Annotated in this window: 15 protein-coding genes; 6 read left to right on the top strand and 9 right to left on the bottom strand. The window is 75.2% G+C overall.

Annotated features, from left to right (window positions below):
• Positions 1-96: 96 nt before the first annotated feature.
• Entirely contained in the window at positions 97-1,419 is a 1,323-nt protein-coding gene (locus MCM47_RS28850) for a DUF5685 family protein (protein ID WP_238864617.1), read from the bottom strand.
• A gap of 9 nt (positions 1,420-1,428) precedes the next feature.
• Positions 1,429-1,902, bottom strand: a complete 474-nt coding sequence (locus tag MCM47_RS28845) for a hypothetical protein (protein WP_238864616.1) — start codon at positions 1,900-1,902, stop codon at positions 1,429-1,431.
• 26 nt (positions 1,903-1,928) lie between these two features.
• On the opposite strand from MCM47_RS28845, the gene MCM47_RS28840 reads away from it, so the two are divergent.
• The 3 genes from MCM47_RS28840 to MCM47_RS28830 all read left to right on the top strand — a co-directional run bounded on the left by MCM47_RS28840 (position 1,929) and on the right by MCM47_RS28830 (position 4,953).
• Positions 1,929-2,492: a helix-turn-helix domain-containing protein gene (locus tag MCM47_RS28840; protein WP_238864615.1), complete on the top strand. Its 564-nt coding sequence runs from the start codon at positions 1,929-1,931 to the stop codon at positions 2,490-2,492.
• Positions 2,489-4,009 (top strand): MFS transporter, encoded by a 1,521-nt coding sequence (locus MCM47_RS28835; protein ID WP_238864614.1) that lies wholly within the window; start codon positions 2,489-2,491, stop codon positions 4,007-4,009. Before MCM47_RS28840 ends, MCM47_RS28835 begins: the two co-directional genes overlap by 4 nt.
• Before the next feature lie 149 nt (positions 4,010-4,158).
• Positions 4,159-4,953 carry an alpha/beta fold hydrolase gene (locus MCM47_RS28830; protein ID WP_238864613.1) on the top strand — a complete coding sequence of 265 codons (795 nt, stop codon included), beginning with the start codon at positions 4,159-4,161 and terminating at the stop codon, positions 4,951-4,953.
• 16 nt (positions 4,954-4,969) lie between these two features.
• Here the strand turns inward: MCM47_RS28830 and MCM47_RS28825 are convergent, their stop codons facing one another.
• On the bottom strand, positions 4,970-6,430 hold the full coding sequence (locus MCM47_RS28825) for a DUF2252 domain-containing protein (RefSeq protein ID WP_238864612.1): 1,461 nt from the start codon (positions 6,428-6,430) through the stop codon (positions 4,970-4,972).
• A 417-nt stretch (positions 6,431-6,847) separates the two neighbouring features.
• Between MCM47_RS28825 and MCM47_RS28820 the strand changes: the two genes are divergently transcribed.
• Complete coding sequence (locus MCM47_RS28820) at positions 6,848-7,225, top strand: DUF2809 domain-containing protein (protein ID WP_308222497.1); 378 nt, start codon at positions 6,848-6,850, stop codon at positions 7,223-7,225.
• 37 nt (positions 7,226-7,262) lie between these two features.
• On the opposite strand, the gene MCM47_RS28815 is transcribed toward MCM47_RS28820, so the two are convergent.
• On the bottom strand, positions 7,263-8,045 hold the full coding sequence (locus MCM47_RS28815) for an SGNH/GDSL hydrolase family protein (RefSeq protein WP_238864610.1): 783 nt from the start codon (positions 8,043-8,045) through the stop codon (positions 7,263-7,265).
• 454 nt (positions 8,046-8,499) lie between these two features.
• Here MCM47_RS28815 and ddaH point away from each other — a divergent pair, with 454 nt between their 5' ends.
• The gene (ddaH, locus tag MCM47_RS28810; protein ID WP_238864609.1) at positions 8,500-9,327 is read left to right on the top strand and encodes a dimethylargininase; all 828 of its coding nucleotides are present in this window, start codon (positions 8,500-8,502) and stop codon (positions 9,325-9,327) included.
• 61 nt (positions 9,328-9,388) lie between these two features.
• Here the strand turns inward: ddaH and MCM47_RS28805 are convergent, their stop codons facing one another.
• From MCM47_RS28805 to MCM47_RS28785, 5 genes are all read right to left on the bottom strand, one after another.
• A complete protein-coding gene (locus MCM47_RS28805; RefSeq protein ID WP_238864608.1) occupies positions 9,389-10,093 on the bottom strand; it encodes an LUD domain-containing protein in 705 nt (234 codons plus the stop codon).
• A gap of 85 nt (positions 10,094-10,178) precedes the next feature.
• Positions 10,179-11,594, bottom strand: a complete 1,416-nt coding sequence (locus tag MCM47_RS28800) for a lactate utilization protein B (RefSeq protein WP_238864607.1) — start codon at positions 11,592-11,594, stop codon at positions 10,179-10,181.
• The gene (locus MCM47_RS28795; protein ID WP_238864606.1) at positions 11,591-12,352 is read right to left on the bottom strand and encodes a (Fe-S)-binding protein; all 762 of its coding nucleotides are present in this window, start codon (positions 12,350-12,352) and stop codon (positions 11,591-11,593) included. The genes MCM47_RS28800 and MCM47_RS28795 overlap by 4 nt, the downstream gene beginning before the upstream one ends.
• A 190-nt stretch (positions 12,353-12,542) precedes the next feature.
• Entirely contained in the window at positions 12,543-13,757 is a 1,215-nt protein-coding gene (locus tag MCM47_RS28790; RefSeq protein ID WP_238864605.1) for a globin domain-containing protein, read from the bottom strand.
• A gap of 161 nt (positions 13,758-13,918) precedes the next feature.
• The gene (locus MCM47_RS28785; RefSeq protein ID WP_238864604.1) at positions 13,919-14,362 is read right to left on the bottom strand and encodes an Rrf2 family transcriptional regulator; all 444 of its coding nucleotides are present in this window, start codon (positions 14,360-14,362) and stop codon (positions 13,919-13,921) included.
• A 304-nt stretch (positions 14,363-14,666) separates the two neighbouring features.
• Between MCM47_RS28785 and MCM47_RS28780 the strand changes: the two genes are divergently transcribed.
• A complete protein-coding gene (locus MCM47_RS28780; protein WP_238864603.1) occupies positions 14,667-15,797 on the top strand; it encodes a DUF3103 family protein in 1,131 nt (376 codons plus the stop codon).
• The last annotated feature ends 219 nt before the right edge of the window (positions 15,798-16,016 follow it).

Genomic DNA, 16,016 nt, shown 5'->3' with positions numbered 1-16,016 from the left:
TGGGTCGACTGCCGTCATGTCATGGCGAACGAGGACGGCTCGCCGGTGCGGGGTGCATGGTGTCACCGTGCCGGCGAGCCGTTCACGAACAGGGGCTCAGCTGCAGCCGCAGTCGCAGCCTCCGTCGCAGCAGCCGTCGCACCCGCAGCCGTCGCAGCAGCCGTCGTCGCCGCAGCACTGGCAGCAGCTGTCGCAGTTGCTGCAGCCGCTGCAGTCGCACTGCCCGCAGTTGCAGTCCTGCCGGGCGCACCAGCCCTCCCGGGGCTCGCGCGAGAACGGGTCGTTGTGGTTGCAGCACATCAGCTGGCACGAGCAGGCCATCAGCGCCCAGATCGCGCACCCGGAGAGCAGGTTGCGGCGGGGCGGGCGCGGTGCGCCGGGCGGGGTGAACCCCGGGCCCTGCGGCACCCACGGCGGGACCGGCGCCCCGGGGCCGGCCGGAGGAGCCTGGTTCGGGTCCTTCGTGGGTGGCGACTGGTACGGGTTGGCGGCGTGCGGCGCGGTGCCGCCCGGTGCGCTGCCGGCCGCTGCGGCCTCGGTGCGGCAGGAGGCGGCGTGCGAAGCCGCTCCGAAGACCCGGTCGACGGCGCGCTCGGTCTCGTGGCCGAGCAGGACGTGGACCAGCGCGCGGTCGGTGAACTCCACGTCGCGCAGCGCGAGCCGGATGCCGTGCACGGCGTCCCGGCAGAGCCGCTCGGCCTCCGCCCGGTCGGTGCCCGTCGCGGTGAGCGGGTTCCAGGCGCCGCTCGCCGCATCCGCGGCCTGGTCCTCGGCCGCGTCCAGCAGGTGCGCCAGCCGTCCGAACAGCCGTCCCGCCTCGGCCAGCGGCGCGGCGTTGCCGGGCCGGCCGGCCAGCTCGGCGGTGTGCGCGAACGCCGCCGAGGTGGCGCTCTCGGTGGGCTCGGTGACGAGCAGCACCGAGCCCCCCGGCGTCAGCGAGCGCTCCAGCTCGCCCTGGCGGGCCGCGGCGTCGAGCAGGACGGCGGTGTCGAAGCCGACGGCCGACGCGCTGCCGGCACTCTTGCGGTCCCAGCGCCTGGTCACCGCCCGTGCCCCGGCCGCCACCGGCCTGCGGGCGAAGACGCCGTCGCGGTCCTCGACGTGGTCGCGGATCTTCACCGAGGCGAGCGCCAGCGAGACCGCCGCGGCCAGCCGGGCGCCCTCACCCTTGGCGACCGAGGCGGTGCGCATCCCCCGGAGCGGGCAGGGCCCGGCGGTGCGGCGCCAGGAGGCGTCGTCCTCGGCGCACTGCGCCTCGACCAGCACCGAGATGATCAGGCCGTCGTAGTTGGTGGCGGTCCGCGCCAGCTGCCCGTGGTCGTCCCGCAGTGCCAGGCAGAGCCCGCACAGGTGCGCCATCCACGAGGTCTGCAACCGCTCCGAGAGCCGGTGACGACACGGTCTGATGATGCCGAACATGATCCCCCCTCACCCGACCAGGGCTTGATCGGCCCTGGTGGCGCACATCATATGACCAGGTGGGAGGGGTTCCGCAGGCCTATGACTCTCCGTGATCGCAGGCCTGCGCCGTGCACCGCCCGGCAGCCGGATCGTGAGCTCGTAGGACCCGCCGTCGGCCGTGCCGTCCCTCCCGACGACGAGGTGCCGGGCGATGCCGCCGGTGCCGGTGGTGGCCGTCCCGCCGCCGAGGTCGAAGTGGAGCGCCGCGGTGTGATCGGAGTAGGTCATCGCGGGATGGCCGAGGAACGTGGCGCGGGTGGCCGGGCCGCCGCCCAGGACGAGGTAGTCCTGCGCCGGGAGGTCGTGGAGGTCGGCGATCCGTACCCGGAGCGTGCCGATCTGCACCTCCGCGGCGGCGCTGGACTTCTTCGTCCCGTCCGCCAGGGTGAACGTGCTGCCCCCGGACTGCGCATGGAGACGCGCTCGGTCGCTGTCCGCCATCCCGTATCCGGGATAGCATCGCGAATATGGGAATCGACACCGCCGCCGATGAGCGGCTGGCGACGCGGTTGGCGGAGTTGCGGGTGGAACGGGGGTGGACGCTGGAGGAGTTGGCGCAGCGCGCGGATGTCAGCCGGTCGACGCTGTCCCGGGTGGAGCGGGCGGAGGTGAGCCCGACGGCGGCCGTGCTCGGGCGGCTCTGCGCGGTGTACGGCCGGACGATGTCGCGCCTGCTCGCCGAGGTGGAGTCGGTGCCGGCCCGGCTGGTGCGGGCGGACGAGCAGCGGGTGTGGCGGGACGAGGCGACCGGGTTCGTGCGCCGGTCGGTGTCGCCGCCGCACGGGTCGCTGCGGGCGGAGCTGATCGAGGGCCGGCTGCCGGCGGGTGCCGACCTCGCGTACGACCGGCCGTCCGTACCCGGGCTCGAACACCATCTCTGGCTGCTGGAGGGCGAATTGGAGCTGACCGTGGACGGTGAGGCGCACCTGCTGGCGGCGGGGGACTGCCTGCGGTTCGTCGCGGAGAGCACCCGGTTCCGCTGTCCGGGCCCGGCGGAGGCCCGGTACGCGCTGGTGGTGGTCGTCCCGTGAAGCGGTCCACGGCCGACCCCGCTCCGGCGGCGCCCCGGGCGCGGTTCGACGCCGCCGGGCGCCGCGTCCTGCTGGTCTGTGTCGCGGGCGGGTTCACCACCCTGCTCGACCAGTCCGTGCTCAACACCTCCATACCCGCGCTCCGGGAGGCCTTGCACGCCCAACCCGCCCACCTGCAGTGGATCGTGGCCGGCTACTCGTTGGCCTTCGGCCTGGCCCTGGTGCCGGGCGGGCGGCTCGGCGACGTCCGGGGCCGCAAGTGGTTCTTCGTCGCGGGCCTGGCCCTGTTCACCTCGGTCAGCGTGCTCTCGGCGACGGCGACCGAGCCCTGGGTGCTGGTGGCGGCCCGGCTGCTCCAGGGAGCGGGGGCGGGACTGGTCAACTCCCAGATGATCGGCACCCTCCAGGACGTCTTCGCCGGCCAGCTGCGCGCCCGGGCGCTCGGCATGTACGCCGTGACCGGCGGCCTCGCCTTCGCCCTGGGACCGCCGATCGGCGGCGCGGTGCTGGCCGCCGTCGGCCCCGAGGCCGGCTGGCGGCTGACCTTCCTGCTCAACGTCCCGTTCGGGCTGGCCACCGCGGCACTGGCGGCCCGCTGGCTGCCGCGTCCGCGCCCCAGCGCCCGGCACGCCGATCTCGACCTGGTCGGCCTGCTGCTGGTCGGCGCGCTGACGCTGGTGCTGATGCTGCCCTTCGTCCAGCCGCCCGGCTGGACCGGCTGGCTCGCCTTCGCGGTCGGCGCGTGCCTACTGCTGGGCGCGCTCGCCTGGTGGCAGCGGCGGTACGCGCGGGCCGGCGGGCACCCGCTGATCCACCCGGCGCTCACCCGCTCCGCGCCGTACGCACTGGGCACGGCGGTGGCGATGGCCCAGTTCGGTTCCTCCGTCGCGGCCGGGCTGGTGCTGGCGATGTTCCTGCAGGACGGTCTCGGCCTCTCCCCGATGGGCGCGGCGCTGGTGGCGCTGCCGTCGGCGGTGTCCATGGGGGTCGCCTCCGCTCTGGCCTGGCGGGTGGTGCAGCGCTTCGGCCGCCGGACCGTCACCGCGGGCATGGCCGGCTCGGCGCTGGTGATGCTGACCGGTGGACTGGTGGTGCGGTGGGGGCCGACCGGCGCGCTGCCCTGGCTGCTGGCCGCCCTGCAACTGCTCGGCGGCGCGGCGGTCGGCGTCATGGGCGCCACCAACCAGGCGTACGTCCTGCGGCACGCCCCGGCCGAGGCGGCCGGGGTGAGCGGGGCGATCCTGCAGATGGCGCAGCGGATCGCGGCCGCGGTCAGCGTCTCCGCACTCTCCGGCGTCTACCTGCGTGCCACCGCGGGCGGCGGCGGTCACCGTTCGGCGTACGCGTACGCGAGCGGGGTCTGCGCGGCGGTGGCCGCGTTGGCCGTGCTGGCCTCGGTGTACGCGGGCCGCGCCGCTGCGCGGGAGGGCGAGGCGCCCGCAGCCGGGGCGGAGGCGGTTCCGGGGGCACCGGCGCCCGGCGTGCGGGAGGACGCGGCACCCGGCGGCGGGCGGTGAGGGGCGGGCGGTGAGGACCGCGCGGCAGACTCGACGCGGCGGGCGCGACCCGTCCGGACCGTGCGCCGGGGGTGCGCCCGGCCGGAGGCCTTTGAGCGGTGGGCGAACGGGCGGCCGCGGGGCCGGAGTCCGGGCGTAGGGTGACCGTCATGACTGATCACCTGACTCCGGCCGAGCCCGCCCACGAGGGTCACCACGGGCACCGGGCCGGCCGGGGGCGGGAGCCCCGCCCGACGCGTCGCACCGTCGACCTGCCCGGGGTCACCGGGGTCACCCTCGCCTACCGGGAGTACGGCACGCCCGGGGCGCCGCCGCTGGTGCTGCTGCACGCGCTCGGCGAGCGGGCCTGCGACTGGGACGGCGTGCTGCCGGAACTCGCCCCGCACCACCACGTCTTCGCGCTCGACCTGCGCGGCCACGGCGACAGCGGGTGGCCCGGCGCGTACGGGGTCGACCTGATGCGGGACGACGTCCTCGGCTTCCTGGACGCGCTCGGCCTCGAGCGGGTGGACGTGGTCGGCCACTCGATGGGCGGCGTCGTCGCCTACCTGCTGGCGCAGCAGCACCCCGGGCGGATCGGCCGGCTGGTGCTGGAGGACGTCCCCGCGCCGTTCCCGCGACCGGCGAGCCGGGTGGCCGCGGCACCGGCCGAGCCGGTGGACTTCGACTGGGCGGTGGTACGGGCGATCAAGGCACAGCTGGACACCCCGGACCCGGCCTGGTTGGAGCGGATGGCCGCCGTGACCGCGCCGACCCTGGTGGTGGCCGGCGGCCCGACCAGCCACGTCCCGCAGGACCGGCTCGCCGAGCTGGCGGACCGGATCCCGGACTGCCGGGTGGTCACCGTCGACGCGGGGCACCTGGTGCACCGCAGCCGGCCGGCCGAGTACGTCGCGGTGGTCGCGCCGTTCCTCGACCCGGCCGGCCGGCGTGGTGAACTCTGAGGCCGCCGAGGGGCGGTCAGATGCCGTGCTCCGCCGGCAGGCGGCCCGCCCTTATCGCCGCGAGCAGGTCGGCGTGGTCGGCCTCGGTGCGGTCGGCGTAGGCGACGGCGAAGGTCGCGATCGCCTCGTCCAGGGCCTCGTTCTTGCCGCAGTAGCCGCTGATCACGCCGGGGTCGGCGGTGTGCGCGTGGGCACGGGCCAGCAGGGCGCCGGTGATCCGGGCGTAGTCGTCGAGCTGTCCGGGCAGCAGCGCGGCCGGGTCCACGCTGCCCTTGCGGTTGCGGAACTGCCGGACCTGGTACGGCAGTCCGTCGACGGTGGTCCAGCCGAGCAGGGTGTCGCTGACCACCTGCATGCGCTTCTGGCCGAGCACCACCCGGCGGCCCTCGTGGCCGTCGACGGCGGCGGCCGGCACCGGGTGGCCCGCCTTGGCCAGGTACGGCAGCAGCACGGACGGGCGGGCCTCCTTCACCTGGAGCACCAGCGCCTGGTCCCGGTGGTCGGTGAGCAGCACGACGTACGAGCGGGTGCCGACGCTGCCGGTGCCGACCACGCGGAACGCCACGTCCTGGACGTGGTAGCGGGAGAGCAGCGGGTGCAGTTCGGCGGGCACGGTCTGCACGTAGGGGCCGAGCGAGGCGGCCACCGCGGCGGCCGTCTTGTCCGTGACCTCGCTGAGCACCGGGGGCGAGGCGGTGAACTGCCAACCGCCGTCCTCCGTACGGACGGTGGACTTGGCGGCGAACTTGGCGCCGGTGTTGCCGAGCGCCTTGGTGCCGACCCGCTCGAGCACCTCCGCCAGGTCGTGCGCCTGGGCGAAGGAGACCAGTTGCTCGTCGGCGACGGCGTTCCAGGCGTCCAGGGCGGAGAGCTTGGCCAGCGCGCGCATGGTCCGGCGGTACGAGCCGGCCGCGTCGAAGGCGGCCCGGCGCGCGGTGGTCTCGTCGGCGCCGATCTCGCGGCCGGCCAGCACCAGGCTGGCGGCGAGCCGCTTGAGGTCCCACTCCCACGGACCGGGCACGGTCTCGTCGAAGTCGTTGATGTCCATCACGAGCCGGCCGCGGGCGTCGCCGTAGAGGCCGAAGTTCGCGGCGTGCGCGTCGCCGCAGAGCTGCGCGGAGACACCGGTGGCCGGGGTGCCGGCGAGGTCGGCGGCCATCAGGCCGGCCGAGCCGCGCAGGAAGGCGAACGGGGTGGCGGCCATCCGGCCGAGCCGGATCGGCACCAGGTCGGTGAGGCGGCCGGCGTTGGACGCCTCGATCGCCTCGACGGCGGTCGGGCGGTCGTCGGCGGGCGCGAACTCGGCGTGCCGCTCGCGCGGGGTGCGCGTACGCAGCGCCTTGCCGTGTTCCCGGGCGCGGCCGTCGTGGCGGGGTGCGAACCCGTCCACGGTGAACCGCCGCCCGGCCGTCCGGCTGCCGGCCGGCGTGCCGGCGCCCAGGCCGGATCCCTCTACCCCATCGGTCAGCTGCGTCACTGCGCCCCGCCCCGTCCTTCCGTCGCTCCCGCCCGCGAACTGCGCGGACCCGGCCCCTCGACGGGCCGGCCAGCAGGCTACCCCTCGGTCTGGGCGACCTGTCGGGAGGGAGGGACGCCACGCGGAGGGCGGCGGTTCCGGGGGTCGCGCGGGCGCATCCGGAAATCCGGGCGGATGCCCGGATTCGAGGTGCCGAACGGGCGGTGATCGATCATGGTGACGATCGCGACCCGTCCTGCCGCGCCGGCGGAGGGGCCGGCCGGACGTGGCTCCGTGGACAGGGGAAGGCGCTGGTGGCAGAGGTGGGCGTGCCGGCGACCACGAGGCGGTGAGGAGCCTCCACGTGGCACGCGGACCACGCGGCCGGCGAAGGCGTCCTAGGCTGGCCCCGTGGATGATCATCGGGGGAGGCGGGCCGTGCGTGCGGCGGCCCTGGTGGCGGCGGTCGTGACGGTGGCGGCAGGGCTCGGTGTGCGCTCGGTGGCCGGGGGTGAGGTCGCCAAGGTGGCGGGGGACGCGCTCTACACCGTCCTGGTGTACGCCCTGGTGCTGCTGGCCGTGCCGCGGCTGCGCCCGCTGCCCGCCGCTCTCGCGGCGGCCGGGCTGAGCTGGGCGGTCGAGCTGTTCCAGCTCACCGGCGTGCCGGACGAGCTCGGCCGGAGCAGCGCGCTCGCCCGCCTGGTCCTGGGTTCGACCTTCAACCCGCCGGACCTGTTCTGGTACCCGGTCGGGGCCGCGGCCGCCGCACTGCTGCACGCGGCTGCCGCCCGGCCGTGGCGCAGCCGCCCCCGCTGACGGGAGCGGCTGCGCACCACAGCTGGCTGACGTTTCGTCAGAGCGGCAGCAGCTCCGGGCGCTTCGCCTCGACGTGGTCGCCGGAGGACTCGCCGCGCAGCCGGCGGCCGACCCACGGGATCAGGAACTCGCGCGCCCACTGCAGGTTCTCCTGCCGCTGCTCGGCCGCGGACTGCACGGGCAGGGCCGGCCAGGGCGCCTCCGGGTCCTGCTCGGTGCGCAGGCCGAGCGAGCGGGCGGCCAGCAGGGCGACCCGCTGGTGGCCCTCGGGGGAGAGGTGCAGCCGGTCCTCGCTCCAGGCGCGGCGGTCCTGCACCGCGCGCAGTGACCACAGGTCGGCGACCTTGCAGCCGTTGCGGTCCGCGACGGCCCGCATGTGGCCGTTGTACGTGGCGATCTTGCCGCGCAGGTGCTTCAACAGCGGCACGCCGCGGGTGTCGAAGCCGGTGCAGATCAGCACCGTCCCGGCGGAGTCGACCAGCTGGGCGACGGCGGACTCGAAGCGCTCGGCGACCTCGTCCGGGTCGCTGCCCGGGCGCAGGATGTCGTTGCCGCCGGCGCAGAACGTGACCAGGTCGGGCTGCATGCGGTGGACCTGCGGCACCTGTTCGGCCGCGATCTGGTCGAGCAGCCGCCCGCGCACCGCGAGGTTGGCGTAGCGGAAGGCGCCCGGCGGCCGTCCGTCGGCGAGCATCCCGGCGAGCCGGTCCGCCCAGCCGGCGAAGGCGCCGTCGGTGCCGGGGTCGTTCAGGCCCTCGGTGAAGCTGTCCCCGAGGGCAGCGTACGAACTGAGGTCAAGGGTCTCCTGGAGGTTCGGCATGAAGTAGATAGTTCACTGTCTCAAGTGACCTACGCCACCGTAGGTGGCCGGTGGCGGTACGTGAGATGGACCACGTGGTGCCACCGGCGGACGGAGCGTCAGCCCGCCACCCGCCGGACGGCCCCGCGCCGTGGCCGCCACGACGGGCGCGCGGCGGTCCGGCGCGGCGGCGCGGGACGGCGGCGCCACACGGCGGCGGCGCGAGGCGGCGGCACCACACGGCGGCGGCGCGAGGCGGCGGCACCACACGGCGGCGCCACACCGCTGTGGCGCGCGCCCCGTGCGCCGGGGGGTCGCGCCGGGTGCGCCGGGGGCTGCGACGTTCCGCCGGGCCGTGCACGTGTGCGAACCGGGGTGTGCGGGCAGCCGCCTTCCGGGACGTGCTCCGGGCGTCGCCCGGCACCGCGCCGGACACCGGACCGGAACCCAACCCCCGGACGGCGGAGGTAGCCGCATGCCGAACCGAACCCCGGAGCGCACCGCCAGGCCGCGGCGCTTCCTGATGTGCCGGCCGACGCACTTCACCGTCGACTACGCGATCAACCCCTGGATGGACCCGGAGCGCCCCACCGACACCGCGCTCGCCGTCCGCCAGTGGGAGCACCTCCACGCGCTCTACCAGCGGCTCGGTCACACCGTCGAGCTGATCGACCCGGTGCCCGGCCTGCCCGACATGGTCTACACCGCGAACGGGGCCACCGTGCTGAACGGCCGGGCGCTGGTCGCGACCTTCCGGCACCCGGAGCGGGCCGGCGAGTCCGACGCCCACCAGGCCTGGTTCCGGGCGCACGGCTACCGCGAGGTGCACCGCGCCGGCCACGTCAACGAGGGCGAGGGCGACCTCCTGGTGGCCGGCCGCCGCGTCCTGGCCGGCACGGGCTTCCGCACCGACCCGGCCGCGCACGCCGAGGCCCGGGCGCTGTTCGGCGTGCAGGTGCTCAGCCTGACGCTGGTCGACCCGCGCTTCTACCACCTGGACACCGCACTCGCCGTCCTCGACGACGACCACGTCATGTACTACCCGGCGGCCTTCTCCCCGGACAGCCAGGCCCTGCTGCGCAGCCTCTACCCCGACGCGATCCTCGCCGACCACGCGGACGCCGAGGTGTTCGGGCTCAACGCCGTCTCGGACGGCCGACGCGTCCTGCTGCCCGAACCCGCCAAGGCGCTCGCCGCGCAGTTGGCCGAGCACGGCTACGAGCCGTGGCCGGTCGACGTCTCCGAGCTGCTCAAGGGCGGCGGCGGGCCGAAGTGCTGCACGCTGGAGCTGCGCCCGGCCTGAGCCCGGCCTGAGCCCGCCGCTCCCGGGGACGTGCCCGTGCGTCCCGACCGACCGTGGCTCCTCAGCCCTCGGCGACCAGCACCACCTCCAGGGTGCGCGGGCCGTGCACGCCCTCCACCCGGTCGAGCTCGATGTCGCTGGTGGCGGACGGGCCGGAGATCCAGGTCTGCGGCCGGTGGGGGTCGAGCCGGGGCAGCGCCAGCGGGACGGAAGCGACCACCTGCTCGGGGGCGAGCACTACGCAGATGTGGTGGTCCGGAACGAGGCTGAGCAGGCGCCGCCCCTGGCCCGGCCCGGCGTCCAGGACGAGCGTGCCGGTCTCCGCGACCGCCAGGGCGCAGCCGGTCAGCACGCTGTCCACGGTGTCCAGCCGGGCGGCGGTGAGCGTCCCGTCGTCCGGCACCGGCTCGGTGGTCCGGACGGCGGCGAGCCAGCCGGGCGGCAGGTCGGCCGGGACGGCCACGGTGCGGGCGCCGCGGGCCTCGAGCAGCCCGGCGACCGTCCCGGGGAGAAGCTCCGGGGTGCAGCGGTGGACGAGGGCCCGGTAGTCGGCGAGGTTGCGGTGGAGCAGGTCCACCAGCGCGGCGGGATCGTCGGCGGGGACGTGGCTGCGCAGGTAGTCGCGGGGGACGGGCGGCTCGGTGGGCGCGGCGGCACGGCCGTCGCCGGCCCGGGCCGCCGGTCCGTACAGGGCGGCGCGGATTCGTCCGAGGACCAGCTCCCGCGAACCTCTGGTGTGCGCGGCGCTCATGCCCGGCTGCGTCATGCCCGACTCCTCATGCCGACTCCCTCACGTCCGGCGCCTTCCCGTCCGGCGCCCCCGTGCCCGACTCCCTCGCGCCCTCCGGCCCTCACGCCCGGTTGCGCCGCCACCAGTCACGGAACGGCTCCGCGGGCACCTGCGGCAGCTCCCGGGTGTCGGTCCAGGCGCGGCCGGGGCCGGGCAGGCGGCGCGGGTGCAGCCGCCTGCTCCGGGCGAGCGCGCGCTCGGCCGCGGCGAGCAGGGCAGGACGGTCCAGCACGTAGCCCGCGGCCGCGACGGCCGCCCGCTCCAGTCGGTGCCCGGGCCCGCGGGCGACCCGCTCGCGCAGGTGGACCAGGACCTCCGGGATGTCGATCGCCACCGGGCAGACCTCGTAGCAGGCCCCGCAGAGCGAGGAGGCGAACGGCAGCGACGCCTCCACCGCGCCCGCGGCGCCGCGCAGTTGGGGGGTGAGGATGGCGCCGATCGGCCCCGGGTAGACCGAGCCGTACGCGTGGCCGCCGGCCCGCTCGTAGACCGGGCAGACGTTGAGGCAGGCCGAGCAGCGGATGCAGCGCAGTGCCTGGCGGCCGACCTCGTCCGCGAGGGCGGCCGTGCGCCCGTTGTCGAGCAGCACCAGGTGGAAGGCGGACGGACCGTCGCCCGCCGTGGTGCCGGTCCACAGCGAGGTGTAGGGGTTCATCCGCTCAGCGGTGGAGGAGCGGGGCAGCAACTGGAGGAAGACCTCCAAGTCCCGCCAGGTCGGCACGACCTTCTCGATCCCGACCACCGAGATCAGTGTGCGCGGGAGGGTCAGGCACATCCGGCCGTTGCCCTCCGACTCGACCACCACCAGGGTGCCGGTCTCGGCGACGAGGAAGTTGGCGCCGGAGACGGCGACTTCGGCGCGGAGGAACTTCTCGCGCAGGTGCAGCCGGGCGGCCTCGGCGAGTTCGCCGGGTGCATCGGTCAGCTCCTCGGGCGCCGGGCGGCCCCAGGAAGCCATCCGCTCGGCGAAGATCCGCCGGATCTCGCCGCGGTTGCGGTGGATCGCCGGCACCAGGATGTGCGAGGGCCGGTCGTCGCCCAACTGGACGATCAGTTCCGCGAGATCGGTCTCGTACGCGGTGATCCCCTCGGCGGCGAGCGCCTCGTTGAGGCCGATCTCCTGGGTGGCCATGGACTTGACCTTGACCACCTCGCGCTCGCCGGTCGCACGGACCAGGCCGGTGACGATCCGGTTGGCCTCCTCGGCGTCGGCGGCCCAGTGCACGGAGCCGCCCGCTGCCGTCACGGCCTCCTCCACCTGGACGAGGTAGTGGTCGAGACGGCGCAGCGTGTGGTCCTTGATCGCCTTCCCGGCGGCTCGCAGCTGCTCCCAGTCGGCCAGTTCGGCGACGGCGCGGGCCCGCTTGTCGCGAATGGTGTGGGTGGCGTGCCGCAGGTTGGCGCGCAGCCTCGCGTCCCGGGTGGCCCGGGCGGCAGCCTCCGGGAACGCGGGCATGCCCAGGAAGGCGCCGCTCAACTCGGCCTCCAGGGCTCGGACTCGGTGCTGGCGAGGATCTCGGCGAGGTGCAGCGGACGGAGCGCGACGCCGCGGCGGCGCAGCGTCCCGTCGAGGTGCAGCAGGCAGGAGTTGTCGGCGGCGCAGAGCACCCGGGCGCCGGTGGCGAGGGCGTTGCGGATCTTGTCCTCGGCCATCGCGGCCGAGACGGCCGGGTTCTTCACGGCGAAGGTGCCGCCGAAGCCGCAGCACTCCTCGGCGCCGGGCAGTTCCGCCAACTCCAGCCCCTTGACGGCCCGCAGCAGGCGCAGCGGTCGCTCACCGAGGCCGAGGACGCGCAGTCCGTGGCAGGACGGGTGGTAGGTCACCGGGTGCGGGAAGTACGCGCCGACGTCCTCGACGCCCAGCACGTCGGTCAGGAACTCGGTCAACTCGTACATCCGTGGCGCCAGTTCGGCGGCAAGGTCGGAAATGTCGGGACCTCGCCCCTCGGCGGCGGCCCGGGCACCGATCCGGGGGTAGTTGTCGCGGACCATGGCCGCGCACGAGCCGGAGGGGGTCACCACGTGGTCGTAGCCGGCGAAGGCGCGGGCGGTGCGCCGCAGCAGCGGCTCGCAGGCGTGCCGGTAGCCGGTGTTGAACTGCGGCTGCCCGCAACAGCTCTGGGCGGTGGGGAAGTCGACCTCGACGCCGAGCCGTTCGAGCAGCAGGACGGTGGCGATCGCGGTGGACGGGTGGAGCGCGTCGTTGACGCAGGTGGCGAAGAGTGCGACGCGCACCGGTCCTCCCTGCGTCCGTGGCGGGCCGCTCGGCGGTCCGCGGTGATCGTGGGCGATCGTTCGGCCGTGATGCTACCGAGCAAGCCGCTCCGGCGGGAGGGTGCCGCGCCGCAGGGAGGGCGCGGCACCCGGGGCCGGCGTGGTCCGGCGGGACCCCCGGATCGGGAGCCCCGGCCGGACCACGGACCGGTCAGGCGTCCTGGCCGAGCCAGAGGTCGGGGCCGAACACCTCGTAGTGGATGTCCGCCGCCGGCACACCCGCGGCGAGCAGCTGCGCCCGCACCGAGCGCAGGAACGGCACCGGGCCGCAGAGGTAGGCGGTGGTGCCCGCCGGGACGGGCACCGTCGCGAGGTCGACCAGGCCGGTGCGCTCCTGCGGCCACGCGCCGAGCGGCTGCTCGTAGAAGACGTGGGCGGAGGCGTTCGCCAGCTCGGCGGTGTGCCGGCCGAGCTCGGCGCGGAAGGCGTGCGTGAGCTGGTCGCGGTCGCCGTGGACGGAGACGACCGTCCGGGTGGAGCCGGTGGCGGCGAGGTGGGCCAGCATGGCGGTCATCGGGGTGTTGCCGATGCCGGCGGAGGCCAGCAGCACCGGTCCGTCGCCGTCGGCGAGGGAGACGTCGCCGAGCGGCGGGGCGACCTCGATCACGTCGCCGGCGTTCAGGTGCGCGTGCAGGTGGTTCGAGACCTCGCCGGCCGGCTCCCCGGAGGCGCCGGCGCCCACCCGCTTGACGGTGAACCGGAGCGCGCCGTCCGGGTTCCCGGAGAGGCTGTACTGGCGTATCTGCCGGGCGCCGTCCGCCATCGTGGCCCGCACCGAGACGTACTGGCCGGGGCGGGCGGGCGGCACCGGGCCGCCGTCGGCCGGGCGGACCAGGAAGCTGACCACGTCGTCGGTCTCCTGGAAGCGGGCGACCACGGCGTACGGGCGCCAGAGGTCGTCCGGGTCCCCGCCCTGGGCGGCGGCGGCCTCGGTGCGCAGCCGGTCCTCGGCGGCGATCAGCGCGTTGGCCATCAGCCAGTACACCTCGTCCCAGGCGGCGGCCACCTCGGGCGTCACGGCCTCGCCGAGCACCTCGACGATGGCGGCGAACAGGTGCTCGTGGACGATCTTGTACTGCGCGTTGCCGATGCCGACGGAGACGTGCTTGTGCGCGATCCGGGCGAGCATGGCATCGGGTCGCTGGTCGGGGTGGGCCACCAGGGCGGAGGCGAAGGCGGCTATCGAACCGGCGAGGGCCTGGCGCTGGGTGCCGTTGGCCTGGTTGCCGCGGTTGAACAGGTCGCGCAGCAGCTCCGGGTGGGCCGCGAACATCTTGCCGTAGAAGAGCGGGGTGATCTCCCCGATCGCCCCACCGACGGCGGGCAGGGTGGCTTCGACGATCTCGGCGGACTTGGCGGACAGCATCGGCGAGCTCCAAACTGGTATCTGAGATTCGCATTTTCGGCCGTGCGGTCGCACGGTCGCGTCTGTGGGGTGTGCGTGCCGTCGTGCGGTGCTGCGGTGCTGCGTCCCGGTGGTTCAGGCCGGGGCGGCCGGTGGGGACGGCCGGTATGGGGCGGGCCGGGTCAGTCGGCCGGTCTGCTGGTGAGGCTCAGCAGCACGGGCCCCGCGGGGGAGGACACGAGGTCGCCGATCGACAGCGGGTCGAGCGTAGCGAAGAACGCCTCCTGGGCCGTGCGCAGTGCCCCGCGCAGGCGGCAGGCCGCCCGGAGCGGGCACGGGGGGTCGTCCTCGCAGCCGACCACGTCGCCGACGCCCTCCAGCTCCCGGAGGAGCAGGCCGAGCGAGCCGGTCCGGCCGGCGAAGGTGAGCGACAGCCCACCGCCGCGGCCGCGCCGCGCCTCGACCACGCCGAGGTGCTGCAGTCGGCTGACCACCTTGGCGGCGTGGGTGTAGGGCACGTCGACCGACTCGGCCACCTGGCGGGTGGTCGGAGCCGCGTCCTCGTCGAGGACCGCCAGCCGCATGGCGATGCGGAGGGCGATGTCGGTGCTCTTGGTCAGCCTCACGCCTCGAAGACTAGCTAATGCGACTTCTGGAATCCAATTTCCTGCACGCGTCCGGTCGAGTGCTCGGTCGAGTGCCAGTGAGGTGCCCGGTCGGGCGGTCGGGGGGATCCGCCCCGGGGCAACCGCGGACCGGAGGCGGTGGCACGGCGGGTCGCCCGGGCCGCGGGGGGCAGCCCCGTACGTGCCGCCGGGGAGCGTTTTTCGAACAGCTTCTTGATGGGTGGTCGGCTGCTGACTTTACTTGACATGGCGTCGTCCAGGACGGGGCCGGTTCCCGCACCTTCCGAGTCAGGAGGACAACCCCATGGCGCTCTCCCTTTCCCGGTTACGGCGTAGCACCGTCGCGGTCGCGGCCCTGGCGCTCGCCGCGCTGACGGCCGGTCAGGCCGCCGCCGCGCCGGCCCCCGCCTCCGCGCCGGCCCCCGCCCGGGCATCGCAGTCCACGGGCCGGGTCGCCGCTATCGAGGACCAGGTCGCCCGCGCCCTGGCCAGATCCCTCGCCGACGCCACCTGGCGCTCCCGGGTGCGTGCCGCAGCCGACGCCGCCGGCACCGAGCTCGCCCCGCTCGCCGCTGCCACCGACACGCCCGCGGCGCACTCCCTCGGCGAGGCCGTCACCGACGCCGACCGCCGGATCGCCGGGGCCAAGGGCCTCGACGCCGGCCTCGGCCCGCTGCTGCGCGTCCAGCTGGCCGACGCGTCGATGCGGGCGGCCCTCGACGCCGGTGCCACGCCGCTGGTGGCCACCGCCGTGGCCGACGACCACGCACGCACCGTCCGCGCCTACGACACCGACGGCAGCGTCCACACCCTCGACGCCACCGCGGTCCCCGACCGGCCGGTCTACCTCGTCGACATCGACGCGTCGAAGGCGATGGCGGCCGGTGTCGACGTGCTGCGCAGGGAGTTCACCGCGCGCGGCCTCGCCGGCGCGCAGGCCGCCGGCGGCTGGTGGGCCACCAAGATCGACAGCATCGAGGTCTCCGACGACCAGGAGCCGTGGTTCAAGGGCGCGGCCGAGATGTTCAGCCTGGTCACGGGCTTCGGGCAGGACGGCAAGGTCCGGGTCGACTCGGTCGCCATGCCCTACCTGCGCTACGACGGTACCGTGTACAACCCGAACCAGATCCTGGTGAACTGGTCGAACTACAAGTACAACCTGGCCGACGTGGTCCTGATGGAGGACGACGGCGACACCAACTACCTGGCCCTCGCCCAGGCCGTGGCCGCGGTGCTGCTCACCATCGCCGACCAGGGCGCGTACATCCCGCTGGTCAACGCGGTGCTCGCCGCCCTGCCGAGCTCCTGGTGGACCGACGACCCGGACTACGTGGAGTCCTGGTACACCCTGGCCCGGACCAGCTCCGGCCGCCTCAACGGCGCCACCGGCAACGGATGGATGACCGTCGCGCCGTACTGGGTGGAGCAGTTCTGAGGTAGTGCGCCACCCGGCGGTCGCTCCCGCGCCTTCGAGGCGCGGGGCGGCCGCCGTCCGTCTTCCGGCGCCGTCACGCCCGGCGGGTGGCGGCCTGGTGGCGGCCGTAGCAGGCCGCCAGGCCGGCGATGACTCTCACGCCACCGTGTCGTTCGCGCGTGGCCGGCTGGGGGGCTGGACGACCAGGTAGCGGGGGCGTTCGAGCCGCTGGACGTACTC

This window comes from Kitasatospora sp. A2-31 (genome assembly GCF_022288725.1).
GTDB lineage: Bacteria > Actinomycetota > Actinomycetes > Streptomycetales > Streptomycetaceae > Kitasatospora.
Note: the sequence above shows the minus strand (reverse complement) of the source record. Positions and strands in the feature narration are given on the sequence as shown.

Coding starts and splice junctions, on each gene's coding strand:
- MCM47_RS28850 (WP_238864617.1), bottom strand. CDS start 1,419: ATGTTCGGCATCATCAGACCGTGTCGTCACCGGCTCTCGGAGCGGTTG.
- MCM47_RS28845 (WP_238864616.1), bottom strand. CDS start 1,902: ATGGCGGACAGCGACCGAGCGCGTCTCCATGCGCAGTCCGGGGGCAGC.
- MCM47_RS28840 (WP_238864615.1), top strand. CDS start 1,929: ATGGGAATCGACACCGCCGCCGATGAGCGGCTGGCGACGCGGTTGGCG.
- MCM47_RS28830 (WP_238864613.1), top strand. CDS start 4,159: ATGACTGATCACCTGACTCCGGCCGAGCCCGCCCACGAGGGTCACCAC.
- MCM47_RS28815 (WP_238864610.1), bottom strand. CDS start 8,045: ATGCCGAACCTCCAGGAGACCCTTGACCTCAGTTCGTACGCTGCCCTC.
- ddaH (WP_238864609.1), top strand. CDS start 8,500: ATGCCGAACCGAACCCCGGAGCGCACCGCCAGGCCGCGGCGCTTCCTG.
- MCM47_RS28805 (WP_238864608.1), bottom strand. CDS start 10,093: ATGACGCAGCCGGGCATGAGCGCCGCGCACACCAGAGGTTCGCGGGAG.
- MCM47_RS28790 (WP_238864605.1), bottom strand. CDS start 13,757: ATGCTGTCCGCCAAGTCCGCCGAGATCGTCGAAGCCACCCTGCCCGCC.
- MCM47_RS28780 (WP_238864603.1), top strand. CDS start 14,667: ATGGCGCTCTCCCTTTCCCGGTTACGGCGTAGCACCGTCGCGGTCGCG.